We start from the raw sequence: 18,837 nt of genomic DNA on the forward strand, positions 1-18,837 counted from the left end.
GGGCGGGCTCAGCTGCAGCGGTCTCGGCACCGACCGGCTCGGCGTGCCAGCGGACGCCGGCGTCGTGGACCTCGTTCACGCGGATGCACAGCACCGAGCCGTCGCCGTGCGCCGGGAGCGCCGGGAACGGCCGCGTGCACTTGTCCTGGGTGAACTGGCAGCGGCCGGCGAACCGGCAGCCGGTCGGCCAGGAACCGGGGGCGGGGACGGTGCCGGCGATCGAGGCCAGCCGGGTCGGCATGGGCACGCCGTCGGGCACGTGCGGGTTTGCCCCGAGCAGGGCCATCGTGTACGGGTGCGCGGCGTCGTCGAGCACCGGCGCGGTGCGCCCGGACTCCACGACCTGGCCGGCGTACATGACCACCACGTCGTCGCAGATGTCGGCGACCACACCCAGGTCGTGGCTGACGATCACCACCGAGAGACCGGTGTCCCGGACCAGCGCGCGGAGCAGGCTGAGGATCTCCGCCTGCACCGTCACGTCCAGGGCGGTGGTCGGCTCGTCGGCGATCAGCAGCTGCGGCTGGCCGGTCAGCGCCAGCGCGATGCACACCCGCTGCGCCATGCCACCGGACAGCTGGTGCGGGTAGCTCTTCAGCACCCGGTCGGCGTCCACGATCCCGACCTGGCGGAGCAGCTGCGCGGCGACCTGCCGCGCCTCGCGCCGGCCGACGCCGCGGAACCGGCGGATCGGGCCGATCAGCTGGTAGGCGACGGAGAACATCGGGTCCAGGGCGACCATCGGCTCCTGGGAGATCATCGCGATCTCCCGGCCGCGGACGGCGTTGGCCTGCTTCTCGCTGAGGCCCACCAGGTCCCTGCCCTGCCAGAGGATCGACCCGCCGGAGACGGAGACGCCGTCCGGCAGGAGACCCAGCAGCGAGCGGGCGGTCATCGTCTTGCCGCAGCCGGACTCGCCGACCAGTCCGAGCACCCGGCCGGGCTGCAGGGTGAACGAGACGTCGCTGACCAGCTGCGGGCCGTCGTCGACCGACACGGTCAGATCGCGGACCTCGAGCACCGCGGCAGGGTCGGCCGGCGTCCCGTCGACGACCCGCACCGGCGCCGTCCTCCGGGCGCGGGCGGGGTCCTTCACGTGGGCGGCCTTGCCGGCCAGGGCATCGGCCAGCACGTTCGCCGCCACGACGGTGAGCGCGAGCACGACACCGGTGGGCACGAGGAGCCAGGGCGCGTCGTACACGTGCCCCGAGGCGTCCTGGATCATGATCCCCCAGCTGGGGTTCGGCTCGGCCGGCCCGAAGCCGAGGAACGCCAGGCCGGCGTTGATCAGGATCGCGATGCCGAACAGCTGCGCGGCCTGGACAGCGACGACCGTGGCCATCGCCGGCAGCACGTGCACGGTGTTGACCCGGAACGAGCCCAGGCCGTTGACCCGGGCAGCGTCGACGTACAGCCGCTGGCGCACCGACTGGGCGACGCCGAGCATGATCCGGTAGACGGCGGCGGAGATCAGCACGCCGAGGATCGCCATCACGATGTAGGTCTTCACGCCGATGACGCCGATGACGGCCAACAGGATGATCGTCGACGGCAACGCCATCAGGATCTCGGTGCTGCGGCTGATCACCTGCTCGACCCGGCGGCCGCGCTCGGCGGCGATCAGCGCGAGCGGGATGCCGATGCCGAAGGCGACGAGCACGGTGAGCGCGGCGGCGAGCAGCGGCTGCGCGCCGGCGGTGAAGATGCGACTCAGCAGGTCCCGACCGAGCGGATCGGTGCCCAGCCAGTGCGCACCCGAGGGCAGCGCCAGCCGGTTGGCCAGGTCCTGCTCGTTGATGTCGTAGGGCCGCCAGAGCGGCGCGGTGAACGACAGCAGGACGACCAGCAGCAGCCAGCCGAGGGCGACCAGGGGGCCCGGACGACGCAGCGCCGCGGGCAGCCCGCGGCGGCGCTGGGCCGGCGGGACGACCTCGGTCGAGGCATCGTCAGCAGCGTCCAGGGGCAACACGCTCATGCGGTACGCACCTTCGGGTCCAGCGCCGCGACCACCAGGTCGAGCAGCAGGTTCGTGACGACGACCACCACGGTCGCGACGATGACGACGCCGATCAGGGCGGGGAAGTCGTGGGACGTGACCGCGGCCTGGCTGGCTTGGCCGAGACCGGGCAGCGCGAAGAGGTTCTCGATGATCACCGACCCGCCGAAGAGCGCGATGAACTGGATGCCGAGCACCGCGACGACCGGCACGCTGGTCGATCGGAGGGCGTGGACGTAGCGGATCCGCCAGGCCGGCGTCCCGACCGCGCGGAGCGTGCGGATGTGCTCGGCCTGGAGGGCGTCACGCATCCCGGCGTTGGCGGTGCGGGCGACGATCGCGGCGCCGCCGACGGTGAGCGCGAGCACCGGCAGCAGCAGGCTCTTGACCCAGTCGACCGGTGAGTCGGCGAAGGCGACGTAGCCGGTGGCCGGCAGCCAGCCGAGAGAGATGGAGAGCACGTAGACGAAGAGGATGCCGACCCAGAACGCCGGCAGGGACAGCGCGACGCCGCTGCTGGAGGTGATGAAGGTGCCGAACCGGCCGCCGCGGACTGCGGCGGTCACACCGAGGACGACGCCCACGATGCCGGACAGCAGCGTGGCGAACAGCGCGATGAAGCCGGTGACCGGCAGCCGGGTGCCCAGGTCCTGCCCGATGGACCGGCTGTCGATGATCGACCTGCCCAGGTCACCGCGGACCAGGTGGCCCAGGTAGTCGAAGAACTGGGTGACCAGCGGCCGGTCCCAGCCGAGCTCGGTGTTCTTGGCGGCGATCTCGGCAGGCGTGGCGCCGGGTCCGAGCACGATGGCGCCGGGACTGCCGTCCGTGGCGTGCACCAGCAGGAAGCTGATCAGCACGGCAGCCAGCACCGTGACCACTGCCAGCGCGAGCCGACGGGCGAGGTAGGCGAGCATGTCGTTCCCCTTCCGGGAGCGGCTGGTCAGGCGAGGATCAGGCGGACGGCTTGATCTCGGACAGCACGAACCAGCCGTTGGTGCCGGCGAAGGAGGGCTTGCTCACCTTGTCGCCGTTGTAGCCCATGTAGGTGAAGTCCTCGTAGACCGGGATGTACCAACCCTGGTTGGTGATCGCGTCGTTGAGGTCCTTCAGCGCGCCCGTCTGGGCGTCACCGGTTCCGCCGAGAGCCGCGCCCAGCGCCTGCTCGATCTGCGGGTCACTGGCCTTCTGCAGGTTCACGAACCCGCCGACGACCACACCGGCCACGAAGCCGACCGGGTTGTCCCCGACCGCGAAGGGCCCGAACAGCATCGGCTCGGTGGCCGCCGCGGCGAAGATGGCATCGGTGGACGTCGCGGTGACGAAGTTGAGCGTCACCCCGATCGCGGCCCACTGCTTCTGGATCGCGATCTGGTCGTCGCTCGGCTGACCGCCCACGGTCTGGTTGATCTCGAAGCCGTCCGGGTAGCCGGCGTCGGCCAGCAGCTGCTTGGCCTTGGCCGGGTCGTAGGCGTACTGCTCGTCCAGCGCCGGGTCGAACCCGGTGGCCGACTCGGGGAACAGCTGCGCGGTCGCCCGGGCGCCCGGGTGCAGGTCCTTGACCAGGGACTCCCGGTCGATGGCGTAGGACAGCGCCTGGCGGACCTCGACCTTCGCGAACGCCGGGTTCGTGACGCCGGTCTTGTCGGCCACGGGGAAGCCCACGATCGTGCCGCCGACCTTGACGATGTCGCGCTTGGAGGAGACCAGGTCGATGGTGCTGGACCCCAGCTGCAGCGCGACGTCGGCCTGGCCCGAGACGACGGCGTTGGCCAGCGCCTGGTCCTCGATGATCGGCTTGTAGACGACGGTGTCGAAGGCGAAGTCATCCGCGTTCCACGCGTCGTCCTTCTTGGTCAGCGTGTACGAGCTGCCCCGGGTCGTCTTGCCCTCGTCGAGCGTGTACGGCCCGGACCCGTCCGGCGTGGTGGCCAGCGAGTCGGGGTCGGCCAGCGCGTCCTTGCCGACGATGACGCCGGGCTCGTCGGCGAGGTTCTTGTCCGGGCTGGCCTGCGGCGCGGCCCAGGTGATGACGACCGTCTTCGGATCCGGGGCGGCGACGTCGGAGATCTCGGTGGAGCTGCCGGCAGAGAAGGACTGGTACCCGGCCAGGTCGGGGTCGCTGCGCCGGTCCAGGTTGCCCTTGACCAGCGTCGAGTCCAGCGTCGAGCCGTCGGTGAACGTCACGCCGTCGGCCAGGGTCAGCGTCGTCTGCAGGTTGTCCGGGCTGTTCGTGAAGCCGGTCGCCAGGCGCGGGGTGACGGTGCCGTCGGCCCCGGTCAGGAACAGCGGGTCGTACAGGGCGCTGAAGAACTGGATCTGGCCCTGCCCGTAGAGCAGCGGGTCGTAGCCCGTGGCAGCCGAGTCTGAGTCGACGGCGATGGTGAGCGTGTCGGAGGCGCTCGAGCTGCTGCCGCCACCACCACTGCCGCCGCCGCAGGCAGCCAGCGAGGTGAGTGCACCGGCGGCCAGGACGGCCACCCCGGTGCGCATCAGGGAGTGGCGGCGCAGGGTCTGCACCTCGGGGGTCCGGAACAGCTTCATACCGGTCTGGCTCCTTCGCTTCGTTACGGAGGGGTCATGTCGGCCGGGGACTCGGCCGCACCGGGATCCCGGCGTTGGCGGCAACGATGCGGTGGGCCCTCCGGTGACGTCAGGCACAATGCCGACCAATGGAAGACAACTGTGGCCTGCGCCTCAGTGCCGATCTTGAGGAGCGCCGGCCATGTCCGAAGAAGTGCCAGCCCAGACCCGCGTCCGCGGCCGTCGCCCGAGCCAGGGCGAGCCGGTGGTCGACCGCGCGCTGGCGCTCCTCGACGCCTTCGACGCCACCCACCCCTACCTCACGCTGAGCGAGCTCAGCCGGCGCAGCGGCATCCCGGCCAGCTCCGCGCTGCGGCTGGCGGGCCGGCTGCTGGAGTGGGGCGCCCTCGAGCGTGATGCAGCCGGGCGGTTCTCGATCGGCCTGCGGCTGTGGGAGGTCGCCTCGCTCACCCCGCGCGGACACGGACTGCGCCAGGTGGCGCTGCCCTTCATGGGCGACCTGGAGGAGGTGACCCGGCAGCACGTGCTGCTCGCCGTCCGGGAGGGCGACGAGGCGCTGATGGTCGAGCGGCTCTCCTCGCACGGCGCGGTGGCGGCGCTGTACCGGCCGGGCGGGCGGATGCCGCTGCACTCCACCGGGGTCGGGCTGGTGCTGCTCGCCTTCGCCGAGGCCGCGTTCCAGGAGCGCATCCTGGGCCAGTCGCTGATGCACCAGCCGGAGAACGTGCCGGTCTCCCCCGCCGCGCTGCGCCGCACGCTGGCCGAGATACGGCGCGACGGACTGTCCACCTTCCGGCGCGGCGCGCCGGGCCCGATCGTGAGCGTCGCCGCGCCGGTGCACGACGCCCAGGGAACCGTCGTCGCCGCGCTGTCGGTGGTCGTGCCGGCGGAGAACGCCGAGCCGCGGCTGCTGGGCCCCGCTGTCCGGACGGCGGCCCGGGGCATCTCCCGCGGGCTTGGTCTCCGCCGAGCACCCGGCACCGCCTGACCGGACTCCTCTGCCATTGGCCGGCAGCGGCGCTGATCACGGTGAGCGGCGTCACGCATGCTCGCGGTCGCGCTGACAACGCCGTCGACCACCGAGGAGCGCCGTGCCGATCCACCCCGCCATCGCATCGAAGCTGCACCTGCTCGAGGGCATCACCTCCTTCGAGGAGGCGATGGCCGACCCGGCGCAGCGGGCTCTGCTCGACGAGTTCATGTCGATCACCGGCGCACCGCAGCCGCCGCAGGTCCGGACCCGGGACGAGACCGTCGAGGGCCCACACGGCGCCGTGCCGGTACGCGTCTACCTGCCCGACGGCGACGGCACCGACCGGCCCGGCCTGGTCTGGCTGCACGGCGGCGCGTTCCTCGGCGGCGACCTTGACATGCCCGAGGCTGACTCGACCGCCCGGCAGCTGGCCGCCCGCGCCGGTGCCGTCGTCGTCAGCGTCGACTACCGGCTCTGCCACGGCGGGGTGCACTACCCGGTGCCGCACGACGACGTCGTCGCGGCCTTCCGGTGGACCCGGGACAACGCCGACACGCTCGGCATCGACCCAGCCCGGCTCTGCCTCGGCGGCGCCAGTGCCGGCGGCAACCTGGCCATCGGCGCGGCGCTGAAGCTGCGCGACGAGGACGGCCGACCGCCGGCGGCGCTGCTGCCGATCTACCCCGTGGCGCACTCCGTGCTCCCTCCGGCCTCGGCGTCGCAGGCCGCGAGGATGGCCGATGTGCCGCCTGTCCTGCGGTTCCGGCCGGAGGACACCGACTTTCTCAACACCAACTACCTGGGCGGCCCGCTGTCGAAGGCCGACGGCTACGCGTTCGGCGCCCTCGCCGTCCTCGAGGGGCTGTGCCCGACCCTGGTCGTCAACGCCGAGTACGACGACCTGCGCCCGTCGGGCGAGGACTTCGTCGCCCGCTGCGCGCTGGCCGGCGTCGACGTCCGGCAGGTCACCGCCGTCGGCATGCTGCACGGCTTCCTGAACACCCGCCCCGACCTCGAGCCGGTCGACTCCGCACTCACGCTGATGGCCGACCTCGTCGCCGGCGCCCGCACCCCGCAGACCCTGGAGGTCCTCGCATGACCACTCAGTTCCCCGACGGCTTCCTCTGGGGCACGGCCACTGCCGCGCACCAGGTCGAGGGCGGCAACGTCAACAACGACCACTGGGAGATGGAGCACGCTCCGCACTCGCCCTTCGTCGAGTCCAGCGGCGACGCCTGCGACTCCTGGAACCGCTGGGAGGAGGACCTCGACCTGGTCGCCGGCGCGGGGCTGAACACCTACCGGTTCAGCCTGGAGTGGAGCCGGATCGAGCCCGAGGAGGGCGAGGTCTCCCGCGCCGCGCTGGACCACTACCGGCGGATCGTCGACGGCTGCCGCGACCGGGGCCTCACCCCGATCGCCACGCTCGTGCACTTCACGATGCCGCGCTGGTTGATGCACGACGGCGGCTGGACCGGCCCCAAGACCGGTGACCGGATCGCCCGGTTCACCGAGCTGGCACTGCCGGCGGTGAAGGACGCGGCGTACGTCGCCACGATCAACGAACCCAACCTGATGGCCGTCCAGCCGGTGATCGGCGGGATGGCCCGCCGCGGCGAGGAGATCAAGGGCCTGCCCGTGCCCGACCAGGCGGTGTCCGAGGCGCTGATCGGCCTGCACCACCGCAGCACGGAGGTGCTCCGCGGTGCCGGGTCACCGCCGACCGGGATGACGCTGGTCGGGATCGAGTACATCGACGAGGGCGGCGGCGCGGAGCCGCTGCAGGCCGCCCGCACCGCGATGATGGACCAGTTCCTGACCGCCGCCGCCGGCGACGACTGGGTCGGGCTGCAGATCTACACCGCCCAGCGGTTCGGCCCTGACGGGCTCATCGCCCCGCCGGCGGACCGGCAGACGCTGGCGCACGGCATGGAGCGCCGTCCCGAGGCCCTCGGCGCGGCGATCAACCACGCCGCCTCGGTGCTGCCGGACACCCCGCTGCTGGTCACCGAGAACGGCATCGCCACCGCCGACGACGCCGACCGCATCGCGTTCACCACCGACGCGCTGCGCGGCCTGGCCGCGGCGATCGAGGCGGGTGCCGACGTGCGGGGTTACGTGCACTGGAGCCTGCTGGACAACTTCGAGTGGATGCTCGGCTTCGCGCCCACCTTCGGCCTGGTCGCCGTCGACCGCGAGACCTTCGTCCGGACGCCGAAGCCGAGCCTGGCCTGGCTGGGCGAGGTCGCGAAGCGCAACGGGCTGGCTTGAGACCTCAGCCCAGGCGCGGGTCGACGTGGACCTTGGGGCCTGGACCGGCGCCCTCGGGTCGCTCGCCGGCGAGGACGGCGGCGACCCGGTCGAGCCCGACGGTCGCGGCGACCAGCGGCCGGGGGTCGACCTCGCCGCTCGCGTAGGCGGCGATGGTCGCCGCCAGGCCCGGGGACGCCGAGAGGACCCCGACGGCGGTGACGTCCTTGAGCAGCAGGGTCCGGGTGTCCACCAGGCTCGGCGTGCCCGCGATGCCGATGCACACCACCCGGCCGGCGGGCTCGACCAGGTCCAGCGCCAGCGCCGGTGACCCGGCCGCGGTGGAGGCGTCCACGACAGCGTCGAACGGCAGGTCCGGCAGCGTCTCCCGGCGCCAGGCGCCGGCGAAGCCGAGCGCGCGGGCGCCGGTGAGCGAGGCCTCGGTGACGCCGAGCAGGTGCACCTCGGCCCCGGCGGCGCGCAGGAACATCGCCGTCAGCAGCCCGATCGTCCCGGGGCCGATGACCAGGGCTGGGTCACCGGCCCCGACCTCCGCGGCGTGCGCCGCGCGCCACGCGTTGCCACCCGGCTCGACCAGCGCGCCGAGGACCTCGTCGACGGGGTCCGGGAGCTCGTGCAGCGACCAGGCGGGGACGGCGAGCTGCTCGGCCAGCGCCCCGGGCCGGTCCCCCCGGATGCCGACCTCCTGGCGGTGCTCGCACACGTGCTGCCGCCCCCGGCGGCAGGGGCGGCACACCTGGTCGCCGAGCATCGTGTCGCCCATGACCCGCCGGCCCAGCCAGGCCGGGTCGACGCCGTCGCCGACCCGGGTGACCCGGCCGCACCACTCGTGCCCCGGCCGCAACGGGTACGAGGTGTGGCCGGAGTGCAGGTAGGCCAGCTCGCCGGTGAACAGCTCCACGTCGGTCCCGCACACGCCCACCCGCTCGACGTCGACGACGACCTCCCCTGGAGCGGCGACCGGGACGGGCACCTCCTGCACCGAGCCCTTCCCGGGTCCGGTCAGGACGAAGGCGCGCATGGTGGACCCGCTCATCTGGACCTCTGCATCGACACAGGTCGAGGATGACGGCTGTGGCCCTCCGCAGCGCGCAGTGGTACTCCGGCGACGACGTCCGCAACGCCTTCATCCACCGGGCGTGGATGCGCCGCGGCGTACCGGACGACGCGTTCGGCCGCCCGCAGATCGCCATCGCCAACACCGCCTCCGACCTCGTGCCGTGCAACCGGCACCTGTCCGAGGTGGCCGCCGCGGTGCGCGACGGCGTCCACGCCGCCGGTGGTACGCCGCTGGAGCTGCCGGTGATGGGCCTGGGCGAGACGCAGGTCCGGCCGACGGCGATGCTCTGGCGGAACCTCGCCGCGATGCAGATGGAGGAGGCGTTCCGCGCCAACCCGGTCGACGGGCTGGTGCTGCTCGGTGGGTGCGACAAGACGATCCCGTCGCTGCTCATGGCCGCCGCGTCGGTCGACCTGCCCGCCGTCGTCGTCCCCGGCGGTCCGATGCTCACCGGCACCTTCCGCGGGGTGCCGTTGGGCTGCGGCACCGACGTCTTCCGGCTGTCCGAGGAGGTCCGCGCCGGCACGCTGTCCGCGGCGGAGTTCACCCGGTCGGAGTCGGCGATGATCCGCAGCCGCGGGCACTGCAACACGATGGGCACCGCCTCCACCATGGCCCTGGTCGCCGAGGCGCTGGGCATGGTGCTGCCCGGCGTCGCCGGGACGCCGGCCGCGGACAGCCGGCTGCTGGAGGCTGCGCACGGCACCGGCCGGCTGGTCGTGGAGATGGTCGCCGCCGACCGCCGGCCGAGCACCGTCCTGACCGAGGCGTCCTTCACCAACGCGATCGTGGCGCTGGCCGCTGTCGGCGGGTCCACCAACGCCGTCGTCCACCTGCTGGCGATCGCCGGGCGGCTCGGGATCGACCTGACCCTCGACGACTTCGACCGGATCGGCTCCGGGGTGCCGGTGCTGGTCGACCTGCTGCCGGCCGGCCGGTTCCTGATGGAGGACCTGCACCGCGCCGGCGGGCTGCTCGCCGTGCTGGCCGAGGTCCGCGACCTGCTCGACCCGACCGCGGGCACCGTCACCGGGAAGCCGCTGGTCGAGTACCTGGACGACGCGCCGATCTGGGACCCAGAGGTCATCCGGCTCCGCCGCGAGCCCCTGGTCGAGCACGGCGGCATCGCCGTCCTGCGCGGCAACCTCGCCCCCCGCGGGGCGGTGGTCAAGCCGGCCGCGGCCTCGCCGCACCTGATGCGCCACCGCGGCCCGGCGGTCGTGTTCGACTCGATCGAGGACTTCCATGCCCGCATCGACGACCCGGACCTCGACGTGGCCGCCGACTCGGTGCTCGTGCTGCGCGGCTGCGGGCCCAGGGGCTACCCCGGCATGCCCGAGGTGTCGAACATGCCGCTGCCGAAGAAGCTGCTCGAGCAGGGTGTGCGGGACATGGTCCGGGTCTGCGACGGGCGGATGAGCGGCACCGCCTACGGCACCGTCGTCCTGCACGTGGCACCGGAGGCCGCCGCCGGCGGCCCGCTCGCCCTGGTCCGGACCGGGGACACCATCAGCCTGGACGTCGAGGCCCGGCGCATCGACGTCGAGGTGCCCGCCGAGGAGCTGGCCGCCCGCACGCCCTCCGAGGCGACCGTCGCCGGGTTCGCAGCCCCTCGCCGCGGCTGGGAGCGGCTCTACGTCGACCACGTCCTGCAGGCCGACACCGGCGCCGACCTGGACTTCCTCGTCGGGTCGAGCGGGTCGCAGGTCAGCCGCGAGTCACACTGACGAAGGACCCCGTCCTCCCCACCCTTCGCAAGCTCAGGGCGGGCCCCGGGACGGGGCCGTTCCAGCACGTCACCTGCCCACCCGGGTGGCGGCCGAGACGCCGAACCGCTCCGCCGTGGCGCGCTTGTAGCCGGCCGGGAAGTCCACCGATGCCGCGCGGTCGAGAGCAGCGACGCGCACCTGGGCGGCGCCGTCCCCGGCGAAGGCCGCGGCGCACTCCTCAGGAGCGATGTTCGCCGCCGCCACCAGGCCTCCCGCCGCACCCACCGCGCCGCACAGCGACAGCAGGCTCGCCGCACCGCTCCAGAGGTCACCGGCGAAGACCTCGCGCTCGTGCAGCAACCGCGCGGCGTCACCCGAGGAGTCCTTCAGCCCGGCGACCGGGAGGTCCAGGAGCACCTCGACCGGGATGCCCGGCGCCGACGCACCCGGGAAGTGGTAGGCCAGCAGCGGTCCGGTGGCACGTGCCGCCACCCGGTCGTAGTAGCGGCGCGGGTCCGCGACACCGGGCGGGGAGAGCACCAGGACGGCGTCGGCCCCCGCTCCGAACGCCCGCTCGGTGAAGGCGGCCGCCTGCCGGCCGGTCGGTGCTCCGGTACCCGCGATGACCGGCACGGAGGCGGGCGCGGCGGCGCGGACCGCGCCGACCACCTCGTCCCGCTCCTCCGGCGTGAGGGTGGCGGCCTCGCCCGTCGTCCCGTTCACGAGCAGGGCGCGGACGCCGAGGTCGGCCAGCTGGGCCGCGAGGTCGGCGGTGGCCTTCGCCTCCAGGTCGCCGTCCTCGGAGAAGAGGGTGACCAGGGCAACGCCGACGCCGGTGAAGAGGGCCATGCCGTGCATCCTGCCCCGGGAACGCCGTCTGGAGGATGGTTGCCGTCCAATGGCACCGGGCTGGGCCGCGGTGACCGCGGTCACCGAAGCTCGGACCTGTCGACGTCGACCCCCGAACCGGGAGCACCCATGAGCTTCGAGTACCTGATCGACCCCGCCACGGGCCCGCAGTGGCAGGGCGTGCTGCCCGGCAAGCCGCAGCCCTACGTCCTCCGCAAGGGCGAGGGCGAGCACGCCAAGCTCTTCGGCGACGTGTTCAGCGTGCTGCTGTCCGGCGACGAGACGCAGGGCCAGTTCGGGATCATCGTCAGCGAGTCCCCGGCCGGCGACGTCATCCCGACGCACTCGCACAACGCCACGCACGAGACCTTCTACGTGCTCGACGGCAAGGTCCGGCTGTTCTTCCAGGACGCCGAGGGCACCAAGCAGTCCCAGCTGCTCAGCGCCGGCGACTTCGGCTTCGTGCCGGCCGGCTTCGCACACGCGTACCAGATCGTCGAGCAGGCCCGGATGATGGGCACGCTGTCCGGCGGGTTCGAGCGGTTCTTCCAGCACATGGGCACCCCGACGGACTCCACCAGCCCGAACCAGCCGCCGTTCATCCCGGACTTCCCGCGGATGCAGGCGGCCGCGCAGCAGCACAACATGCAGTTCATGCGCGACTTCGAGTGGCCCGAGCCCACCGCCTGACCTGCCCTGCTCCCGGTTTCGGCGCCGAACCCCGTCCCGGTTTCGGCGCCGGAACCGTGTCCTGAGGAGACCCGTGCCCGCTCTGCCCCTGCCGCCGCCCGCGCACACCGCGCCGCTGCCGCCCGCCCGCACCGGCGCCGGCGGGGTCCGGGTGCTGTCCGGCGTCCCGTACGCAGCACTGCCCGGCGCGCGGCCGCTGGAGCTGGACCTGTACCTGCCCGCCGGCGACGCCCCCGCGCCGGTCGTCGTCTTCCTGCACGGCGGCGGCTGGCGGCTCGGCAGCCGGCACACCGCCGGCCCGGCCTACCGGGGTGCGGACCCGACGCCGTTCGAGCAGGTCGCGCAGGCCGGCATCGCGGTGGCCAGCGTCGACTACCGGCTCTCCGGTGAGGAGGTCTGGCCGGCCCAGCTGCACGACGCCAAGGCCGCCGTCCGCTGGTTGCGCTCGCGCGCCGACGAGGTCGGCATCGACCCGGACCGGATCGCCTCCTGGGGCGAGTCGGCCGGCGGGCACCTGGCCGAGCTGCTGGGCCTGACGACGGGCGACGAGGCGCTGGAGGGCGCGGTCGGGGTGAGCGGGCCGTCGAGCCGGGTCGCTGCCGTCGCCGCCTGGTACGCCCCGAGCGACGTGGCAGCGGTGGCGACCGACCTCGGCGCCGACCCGGCCGACGCGAGCACCCGCGAAGCGCTGTTCCTGGGGGCCCCGGCAATCGAGGTGCCTGAGCGGGCGGCCGAAGCCAGCCCGGTCACGTACGCCTCCCCCACCGCGCCGCCGTTCCTGCTGCTGCACGGGCGGGCCGACCAGTTCATCCCGGTCGTGCAGAGCGAGCGCCTGGCCGAACAGCTGCCCGACGTCGAGCTGCACACCTACGGCGGCGCCGACCACATGTGGCTCGGTGCGCCGGACGCGGCCACCGACGCGCTGGCCCGCACCATCGCCTTCCTGCGGCACCAGCTGATCGAAGGGAACCGGACATGAGGATCGTGGGCATCCGCCGCAGCGGGGGCGCCGTGGAGGTGGCATCGCTGTCCGCGGACGGCGCGCACGTCACCGTGCTCGCGACCTTGGATGAGTTCTGGGCCGACGCCGCCGGGCACCTGTCCGGCACGCCGACGGGGAGCACCGTGGCGGTCGACGGCGTCGAGCTCGTGCCGCCGGTGCTGCCTGGCGCGCGGGTGGTCTGCATCGGGCTGAACTACCTCAAGCACGTGGCCGAGGGCTCCTTCTCCGAGACCGGCGTCCCGCCCTACCCGACGCTGTTCGCCCGGTGGACCCAGTCGCTGACCGTGGGCGGCGCCGAGGTGCCGGTGCCGGCCGGCGAGGACGGGCTGGACTGGGAGGGCGAGGTGATGGCCTACGTCGGGCAGACCCTCGTGGACGCCAGCCCGGAGGAGGCGCTGGCCGCCGTCATCGGCTACTCCACCTTCAACGACCTGACCTCCCGCCGGGCGCAGAAGCTCACGTCGCAGTGGATCCTGGGCAAGAACGGCGACAACTCGGGCCCGCTCGGGCCGATCGTGCCGGCCGCCGAGGTCGGCGACCTGCGCGACGGCCTGCGGGTGCAGACCCGGGTCAACGGCGAGACGGTGCAGGACGGGCGCACCGACGAGATGGTCTACACCGTCGGCGACACCCTCTCCCTCATCTCCCAGACCCTCACCCTGCGCCCCGGCGACCTGCTGGCCACCGGCACGCCCTCCGGCGTCGGCTACGCCCGCACGCCTCCGTGGCTGCTGCAGCCCGGCGACGTCGTCGAGGTCGAGGTCGACGGGCTCGGCGTGCTGACCAACACCGTCGTGGGCAACGAGGTCCGCCGTGAGCGGTGAGTTCCGGCGGTTCCTGTTCCCGCACGACCACCCGCGGCTGGCCGAGGTCCGCGGCCTGGACCCCTACGCCTATCGGGAGCACGCCCGGACGCCGGGCACGTTCACCGGCGGGTTGGTCGAGGGCTGGACGCCGCTGTACCTCGACGAGTTCCGCGGGGTCACCGAGGACGGCACGCTGCGCGAGGGCCTGTACCCGCTGACCCCGGCCGAGCCCGGTGAGGAGGCGCCGGTCGCCGCGATGGTCGCCGCCGCCACCGACCTGCTCGCCGCCCTGGACGACGACGGGCGCACGGCCATCTCCTTCCCCGTCGACGCACCCGAGTGGCAGACCTGGGCCAACCCGGAGTTCATGCAGTTCGACACCGGACTGCGGCTGGAGCTCCAGCCCGCCGAGGTGCGCGAGAAGGCACTCGCCCTGGTCCGCGCCTCGCTGTCCCCCGAGGGCTACGAGTTGACGCACGCGATGATGCTGATCAACGGCTTCCTCGGCGAGGTCGTGGGCCTGGAGACGGTGCTCAACGAGTTCAGCTACAACATCACCCTCTACGGCGACCCCGACCGGCGCGCCCCCTGGGGCTGGCAGTTGTTCGGCCACCACTGCGCGGTCAACTGCCTGGTGATCGAGGGCCGGATGGTGCTCTCCCCGGTGTTCCACGGCGCCGAGCCCAACGAGATCGACGCCGGCCCGCACGCCGGCACCCAGTCCTTCACCGAGCGCATCGCCCTCGGCACGGCGCTGATGGCCGCGCTGCCGGCCGAGCAGCGCGCCGCCGCCACCGTCTACGCGCAGATGGTCGACCCGGCCATGCCGCCGGGCCGGGTGCACCCCGGCGACGAACGGCACCTGGCCGGCGCCTTCCAGGACAACCGGGTCATCCCGGTCGAGGGCATCCTGGTCACCGAGATGCCCCCCGCCGCGCAGGAACTCGTGCTGGCGATCGTCGAGACCTTCGTCCGGCTGCTGCCCGAAGGCCCCCGTGCCGCCCGGCTCCGAGAGGTACGCGAGCACCTCGCCGAGACCTGGTTCTCCTGGATCGGCGGCTCCCAGCCCGGCGACGTCTTCTACTACCGCGTGCAGTCACCGGTGCTGATCGCCGAGCTCGACCACCACTGCGGGGTCTTCCTGGACTACGACACCCCCCAGCCGTTCCACGTCCACACCGTGCTGCGCACCCCGCACGGCAACGACTACGGCCGGTCCTGGGTCCGCCAGTGGCAGGCCGCCCGGGGCTGACCCGGACGAGCCCGTTCCACCCTGCCGCTCAATGACATCAGGGGTCGGCGACGTGACGCCCGCCACGGATGCTGGACAGGCGTCGGCGGGCCCGCTGGCCCCGCGCTCCCCCTTCCATCCACTGGGCACCGCTGCTCAGGACAGGAGAACCGATGACCGCCGCGCCCGCCCCCGTGCCGGTGCTGATCGTCGGCGGTGGGCCCAGCGGCCTGGCCGCCGCGATCGAGCTCGGCCGCCGCGGCATCGACGTGCTCCTCGTCGAACCGCGTGCCGCGCTGGACCCGCTGCGCCCGCGGGCCAAGACGACCAGCGTCCGCACCATGGAGCACCTGCGCCGCTGGGGCCTGGCCGACCGGCTGCGCGCCGCGGCACCGCTGCCGGTCGACCACGCCCAGGACGTCGTCTTCTGCACCGGGTTGTTCGGACACGAGATCACCCGGTTCCCGGAGGCCTTCGGGCTGACGACGTCGCCCCGCGAGCTGTACGCCGAGGCCGGTCAGCAGGCGCCGCAGCCGCTGGTCGAGCAGGTGCTCCGGGACGCCGTCGCCGAGCTGCCCACGGTCACCACCCTGGTCGGCTGGCGGGCGGTGTCGGTCACCGACGGCCCCGAAGCCGCGCAGGCGGTCCTCGAGGGTCCGGACGGCGAGCGGCGCGAGGTCGTCGCCGACTGGCTGCTCGGCTGTGACGGCAGCTCCGGGGCGAGCCGGCGGGCCATCGGCGCCCGCTACGAGGGCTCCTCGGGCAGCCTGCCCAACCTCAGCGTCACCTTCCGGTCCGCGGACCTGGAGACCCGGGAGCTGTGCGCGCTGGGCGTGCACTACTGGGTCATCGGCGCCGAGCGCGGCGGCCTGATGGGCCGGCTGGACCTCGACGGCACGTGGTGGGCGATCGTGCAGGGCGTCGACGCCACCGCCGGCGACGTCGACCCGGTCGCGCTGGTGCGGGCCCTCGCCGGTGCCGACATCGACGTCGACGTGCTGGCCACCGACCCGTGGTCGGCGCGGATGCTGCTCGTCGACCGGTACCGCGGGCAGCGGGTGTTCCTGATCGGGGACGCCGCGCACCTCAACCCGCCGTGGGGTGGGCACGGGTTCAACACCTGCGTCGGTGACGCGGTCAACCTGGGCTGGAAGCTCGCCGCGGTCCTCCGCGGCTGGGCGCCGGCAGCCCTGCTGGACAGCTACGAGGCGGAGCGGCGGCCGGTCGCCGAGCGCACCATCGCCGCCGCCGGTGCCCAGGAGGCGTTCCTCGCGCCGTCCTTCGCCGCCGGGGACCTCGACGACGACGGGCCGCGCGGCGTGGAGCTGCGGGGCGCCGTCGCCGCCGCGCTGGTGGTCAAGGACCCGGAGTTCCACAGCCTCGGCCTGGTGCTCGGCTACGACTACCCGGACTCGCCGCTCGTCGTCCCCTCCGGCGGGCCGCGGCCGGAGCCGACGGTGACCACCTACACCCCCTCGGCGCACCCCGGGGCGCGGCTGCCGCACACCTGGCTGCCCGACGGCGGCTCGGTCTACGACCGGCTGGGCGAGGAGTTCACCGTGCTCCAGTTGGGCCGGGACGCCGATCCCCGCTCGCTGGTCGAGGCCGCGGCCCGGGCCGACGTGCCGCTGCGGGTCGTCGACCTGAGCGCGCACCCCCGGCTGCGGGAGCTGTGCGGCGCCGACCTGGTGCTCGTCCGCCCCGACCAGCACGTGGCCTGGCGCGGTGAGCAGGTCGAGGATGCCGAGGCGCTGCTCGCCGAGGTCACCGGCGCCACCCTCGCCGCGACCCCCGTCCGCGCCTGACCCCCCATCGCCGAAGGCGCGCCTGTGGCGATGAGGGCTCAGCGCTCGGCGAGCGTGGCGGCGACCAGGGCGTTGGCGTGCCCGTGCCCCAGGCCGTGTTCCGACTTGAGCCAGTTCACCAGCTCCATGTGCTTGGTCAACGGCGAGGAGCGGACCAGGTCCTGCCACTCGGCGATCGGGCGCCCGTACTTCTTCTCGATCGACGGGAAGTAGCTGGCCGGGCCCTTCGGTGCCTCGCTCATGCGCCGGATGGTGCCACGCGGCCCCGCTGTAGGGGCCCGCCGCGAGCTTGCGAGTGGTGGGGGGCAGCGGGGACCTTTGGTTAGCGTGGCGGCGTGACCTCGTCGTTCATCGCCCGCCCCGAGCTCCTTGACGCCGACCCGCTGACCGCCACCGGGCGCCCGGTCCGGTGGGGCGTGGTGGCCACCGGCGCCGTAGCCGCCACGGTGACCGCCGACCTGGCACTGCTGCCCGACGCCGTGCTGCATGCGGTCAGCTCCCGGCGGGCGGACCGGGCCGGCGAGTTCGCCGAGCGGTTCGGCTTCGCCACCTCGTACTCCGACACCGACGAGCAGCTGGGGTACGAGGCGCTGTTCGCCGATCCGGACGTCGAGGCGGTCTACGTGGCCACGCCGCACGCCCAGCACGCCGAGGTGGTGGCGGCCGCGCTGCGGGCCGGCAAGGCGGTGCTCTGCGAGAAGCCGCTGACGATCAACGCCCGCGAGACGCAGCAGCTGGTCGACCTGGCCCGGGAGCACGGGGTGTTCCTGATGGAGGCGGTGTGGACGCGGTTCCTGCCGTCCTTCCAGCGCGCCCTGGAGATCGCCGCCTCGGGCGAGATCGGCACCGTGCAGTGGGTCGGCGCCGAGATCGGCTTCCGCGCCCGGCAGGACCCGGCCAGCCGGCTCTGGGGCCGGGCCGACGGCGGTGGCGCCTTGCTGGACCTCGCGGTGTACCCGCTGCTCTGGGTCTGGGGGACGTTGGGGCTGCCCGACGCGGTGACGGCCGTGGGCACGCTGAACGACGAGGGCGTCGACGCGCAGAACGCGCTGACCCTGACCTACGGCTCGGGCGCGCAGGCCTCGATCACCACCTCGCTGCTGGCCCGGTCCCCGAACACCGTCATCGTGGCCGGCAGCGAGGGCTGGCTCCGGGCGCAGGGGTCCGATGCCGTCTACCGGCCCACCCGGCTGGACGTGGAGGCCAGCAAGGGCGAGGTCCGCACCGAGGAGTTCGAGCTGGTCGGCTCCGGCTACGTGCACGAGCTCCGGGAGGTCACCCGCTGCCTGCAGCAGGGGCTGACCGAGAGCCCGGTGATGCCGCTGGAGCACTCGCTGGCGACGATGCGGCTGCTCGACGGCGTCCGGGCTCAGCTCGGCGTGGTCTACCCGAACGACGACTGAGGGCCGCCGCCGGTCAGTCGTGGTGCGCCACGACGTTGACCACGTTGCCGTCGGGCGCGCGGACGAAGAACCGGCGCACCCCCCAGGCCTCGGTGGTCAGCGGGTGCACGATCTCGTAGCCGAGTCGCTGCGCCTCGGCGTACGCGCCCTCGAGGTCGTCCACGTGCACCGAGATGACCGGGTTCTCAGCTGCGGTGGCGTCGCGGGTGACGAGCTGGACGTGTGCCCCGGTCTCGGGATCGGTGTACCGGGCCACCCAACCCAGGTGGAACTCCTCGGTGCTCAGACCGAGGTAGCCGGCGTAGAAGCCCTTCGCCTCCGCGATGTCGGCGACGCCGAGATCGGCCGTGATCCGCGTGACGCGCATGCTGCCCTCCTGTCTGCGGACGGAGTGTGCCACCCGCTCGTGCTCTGCTCACCAGGGTGAGCAGAGCACGAGCCCGCCGGGCGTGTCAGTTGTCGCCGGGCCGCCCGCCGCCCATCGGGCCGCCGCCGCC

The 18,837-nt window shown here is 73.5% G+C and carries 17 protein-coding genes; 10 read left to right on the forward strand and 7 right to left on the reverse strand.

Going from position 1 to position 18,837, the window contains the following annotated elements; translation table 11 throughout:
* The 3 genes from FHL79_RS22450 to FHL79_RS22460 form a co-directional block, all read right to left on the reverse strand.
* On the reverse strand, window positions 1-1,975 hold a 1,975-nt coding region (locus tag FHL79_RS22450), incomplete at its 3' end, for a dipeptide/oligopeptide/nickel ABC transporter permease/ATP-binding protein (RefSeq protein ID WP_138760780.1).
* Window positions 1,972-2,913, reverse strand: a complete 942-nt coding sequence (locus FHL79_RS22455) for an ABC transporter permease (RefSeq protein ID WP_138760781.1) — start codon at window positions 2,911-2,913, stop codon at window positions 1,972-1,974. The genes FHL79_RS22455 and FHL79_RS22450, both read right to left, overlap by 4 nt.
* Window positions 2,914-2,950: 37 nt before the next feature.
* Entirely contained in the window at window positions 2,951-4,540 is a 1,590-nt protein-coding gene (locus FHL79_RS22460) for an ABC transporter substrate-binding protein (RefSeq protein ID WP_138760782.1), read from the reverse strand.
* Between the two features lie 181 nt (window positions 4,541-4,721).
* On the opposite strand from FHL79_RS22460, the gene FHL79_RS22465 reads away from it, so the two are divergent.
* The 3 genes from FHL79_RS22465 to FHL79_RS22475 all read left to right on the forward strand — a co-directional run bounded on the left by FHL79_RS22465 (window position 4,722) and on the right by FHL79_RS22475 (window position 7,784).
* Window positions 4,722-5,528 (forward strand): IclR family transcriptional regulator, encoded by an 807-nt coding sequence (locus tag FHL79_RS22465; protein WP_246081131.1) that lies wholly within the window; start codon window positions 4,722-4,724, stop codon window positions 5,526-5,528.
* A gap of 103 nt (window positions 5,529-5,631) precedes the next feature.
* Window positions 5,632-6,612, forward strand: a complete 981-nt coding sequence (locus FHL79_RS22470) for an alpha/beta hydrolase (protein ID WP_138760783.1) — start codon at window positions 5,632-5,634, stop codon at window positions 6,610-6,612.
* Window positions 6,609-7,784: a glycoside hydrolase family 1 protein gene (locus FHL79_RS22475; protein ID WP_138760784.1), complete on the forward strand. Its 1,176-nt coding sequence runs from the start codon at window positions 6,609-6,611 to the stop codon at window positions 7,782-7,784. The genes FHL79_RS22470 and FHL79_RS22475 overlap by 4 nt, the downstream gene beginning before the upstream one ends.
* A gap of 4 nt (window positions 7,785-7,788) precedes the next feature.
* On the opposite strand, the gene FHL79_RS22480 is transcribed toward FHL79_RS22475, so the two are convergent.
* Window positions 7,789-8,820, reverse strand: a complete 1,032-nt coding sequence (locus tag FHL79_RS22480) for a zinc-dependent alcohol dehydrogenase (RefSeq protein WP_138760785.1) — start codon at window positions 8,818-8,820, stop codon at window positions 7,789-7,791.
* 29 nt (window positions 8,821-8,849) lie between these two features.
* On the opposite strand from FHL79_RS22480, the gene FHL79_RS22485 reads away from it, so the two are divergent.
* Window positions 8,850-10,571 (forward strand): IlvD/Edd family dehydratase, encoded by a 1,722-nt coding sequence (locus tag FHL79_RS22485; protein ID WP_218938573.1) that lies wholly within the window; start codon window positions 8,850-8,852, stop codon window positions 10,569-10,571.
* A gap of 69 nt (window positions 10,572-10,640) precedes the next feature.
* On the opposite strand, the gene FHL79_RS22490 is transcribed toward FHL79_RS22485, so the two are convergent.
* Complete coding sequence (locus FHL79_RS22490) at window positions 10,641-11,402, reverse strand: dihydrodipicolinate synthase family protein (protein WP_171058297.1); 762 nt, start codon at window positions 11,400-11,402, stop codon at window positions 10,641-10,643.
* A 129-nt stretch (window positions 11,403-11,531) separates the two neighbouring features.
* On the opposite strand from FHL79_RS22490, the gene FHL79_RS22495 reads away from it, so the two are divergent.
* The 5 genes from FHL79_RS22495 to FHL79_RS22515 all read left to right on the forward strand — a co-directional run bounded on the left by FHL79_RS22495 (window position 11,532) and on the right by FHL79_RS22515 (window position 16,937).
* The gene (locus FHL79_RS22495; protein ID WP_138760788.1) at window positions 11,532-12,092 is read left to right on the forward strand and encodes a quercetin 2,3-dioxygenase; all 561 of its coding nucleotides are present in this window, start codon (window positions 11,532-11,534) and stop codon (window positions 12,090-12,092) included.
* A gap of 73 nt (window positions 12,093-12,165) precedes the next feature.
* A complete protein-coding gene (locus FHL79_RS22500; protein ID WP_138760789.1) occupies window positions 12,166-13,071 on the forward strand; it encodes an alpha/beta hydrolase in 906 nt (301 codons plus the stop codon).
* Entirely contained in the window at window positions 13,068-13,919 is an 852-nt protein-coding gene (locus FHL79_RS22505; RefSeq protein ID WP_138760790.1) for a fumarylacetoacetate hydrolase family protein, read from the forward strand. The genes FHL79_RS22500 and FHL79_RS22505 overlap by 4 nt, the downstream gene beginning before the upstream one ends.
* Window positions 13,909-15,153: a DUF3500 domain-containing protein gene (locus tag FHL79_RS22510; protein WP_138760791.1), complete on the forward strand. Its 1,245-nt coding sequence runs from the start codon at window positions 13,909-13,911 to the stop codon at window positions 15,151-15,153. Before FHL79_RS22505 ends, FHL79_RS22510 begins: the two co-directional genes overlap by 11 nt.
* A 152-nt stretch (window positions 15,154-15,305) precedes the next feature.
* Window positions 15,306-16,937, forward strand: coding sequence for an FAD-dependent monooxygenase (locus FHL79_RS22515; RefSeq protein WP_138760792.1), 1,632 nt, complete (start codon window positions 15,306-15,308; stop codon window positions 16,935-16,937).
* A 38-nt stretch (window positions 16,938-16,975) separates the two neighbouring features.
* Here FHL79_RS22515 and FHL79_RS22520 read toward each other — a convergent pair whose 3' ends face one another.
* On the reverse strand, window positions 16,976-17,179 hold the full coding sequence (locus FHL79_RS22520) for a DUF4287 domain-containing protein (protein ID WP_138760793.1): 204 nt from the start codon (window positions 17,177-17,179) through the stop codon (window positions 16,976-16,978).
* Between the two features lie 93 nt (window positions 17,180-17,272).
* On the opposite strand from FHL79_RS22520, the gene FHL79_RS22525 reads away from it, so the two are divergent.
* Window positions 17,273-18,340, forward strand: coding sequence for a Gfo/Idh/MocA family protein (locus FHL79_RS22525; RefSeq protein ID WP_138760794.1), 1,068 nt, complete (start codon window positions 17,273-17,275; stop codon window positions 18,338-18,340).
* A gap of 13 nt (window positions 18,341-18,353) precedes the next feature.
* On the opposite strand, the gene FHL79_RS22530 is transcribed toward FHL79_RS22525, so the two are convergent.
* Window positions 18,354-18,707 (reverse strand): VOC family protein, encoded by a 354-nt coding sequence (locus tag FHL79_RS22530; RefSeq protein WP_138760795.1) that lies wholly within the window; start codon window positions 18,705-18,707, stop codon window positions 18,354-18,356.
* Window positions 18,708-18,837 lie beyond the last annotated feature (130 nt).

This window comes from Modestobacter altitudinis, from assembly GCF_005930475.1.
Lineage (GTDB): Bacteria > Actinomycetota > Actinomycetes > Mycobacteriales > Geodermatophilaceae > Modestobacter > Modestobacter altitudinis.

What these genes read in the sequence shown, in the direction of transcription:
- FHL79_RS22455 (WP_138760781.1), bottom strand. Translation starts at nt 2,913, where the DNA reads ATGCTCGCCTACCTCGCCCGTCGGCTCGCGCTGGCAGTGGTCACGGTG.
- FHL79_RS22460 (WP_138760782.1), bottom strand. Translation starts at nt 4,540, where the DNA reads ATGAAGCTGTTCCGGACCCCCGAGGTGCAGACCCTGCGCCGCCACTCC.
- FHL79_RS22465 (WP_246081131.1), top strand. Translation starts at nt 4,722, where the DNA reads ATGTCCGAAGAAGTGCCAGCCCAGACCCGCGTCCGCGGCCGTCGCCCG.
- FHL79_RS22475 (WP_138760784.1), top strand. Translation starts at nt 6,609, where the DNA reads ATGACCACTCAGTTCCCCGACGGCTTCCTCTGGGGCACGGCCACTGCC.
- FHL79_RS22480 (WP_138760785.1), bottom strand. Translation starts at nt 8,820, where the DNA reads ATGAGCGGGTCCACCATGCGCGCCTTCGTCCTGACCGGACCCGGGAAG.
- FHL79_RS22485 (WP_218938573.1), top strand. Translation starts at nt 8,850, where the DNA reads ATGACGGCTGTGGCCCTCCGCAGCGCGCAGTGGTACTCCGGCGACGAC.
- FHL79_RS22490 (WP_171058297.1), bottom strand. Translation starts at nt 11,402, where the DNA reads ATGGCCCTCTTCACCGGCGTCGGCGTTGCCCTGGTCACCCTCTTCTCC.
- FHL79_RS22495 (WP_138760788.1), top strand. Translation starts at nt 11,532, where the DNA reads ATGAGCTTCGAGTACCTGATCGACCCCGCCACGGGCCCGCAGTGGCAG.
- FHL79_RS22505 (WP_138760790.1), top strand. Translation starts at nt 13,068, where the DNA reads ATGAGGATCGTGGGCATCCGCCGCAGCGGGGGCGCCGTGGAGGTGGCA.
- FHL79_RS22515 (WP_138760792.1), top strand. Translation starts at nt 15,306, where the DNA reads ATGACCGCCGCGCCCGCCCCCGTGCCGGTGCTGATCGTCGGCGGTGGG.
- FHL79_RS22520 (WP_138760793.1), bottom strand. Translation starts at nt 17,179, where the DNA reads ATGAGCGAGGCACCGAAGGGCCCGGCCAGCTACTTCCCGTCGATCGAG.
- FHL79_RS22530 (WP_138760795.1), bottom strand. Translation starts at nt 18,707, where the DNA reads ATGCGCGTCACGCGGATCACGGCCGATCTCGGCGTCGCCGACATCGCG.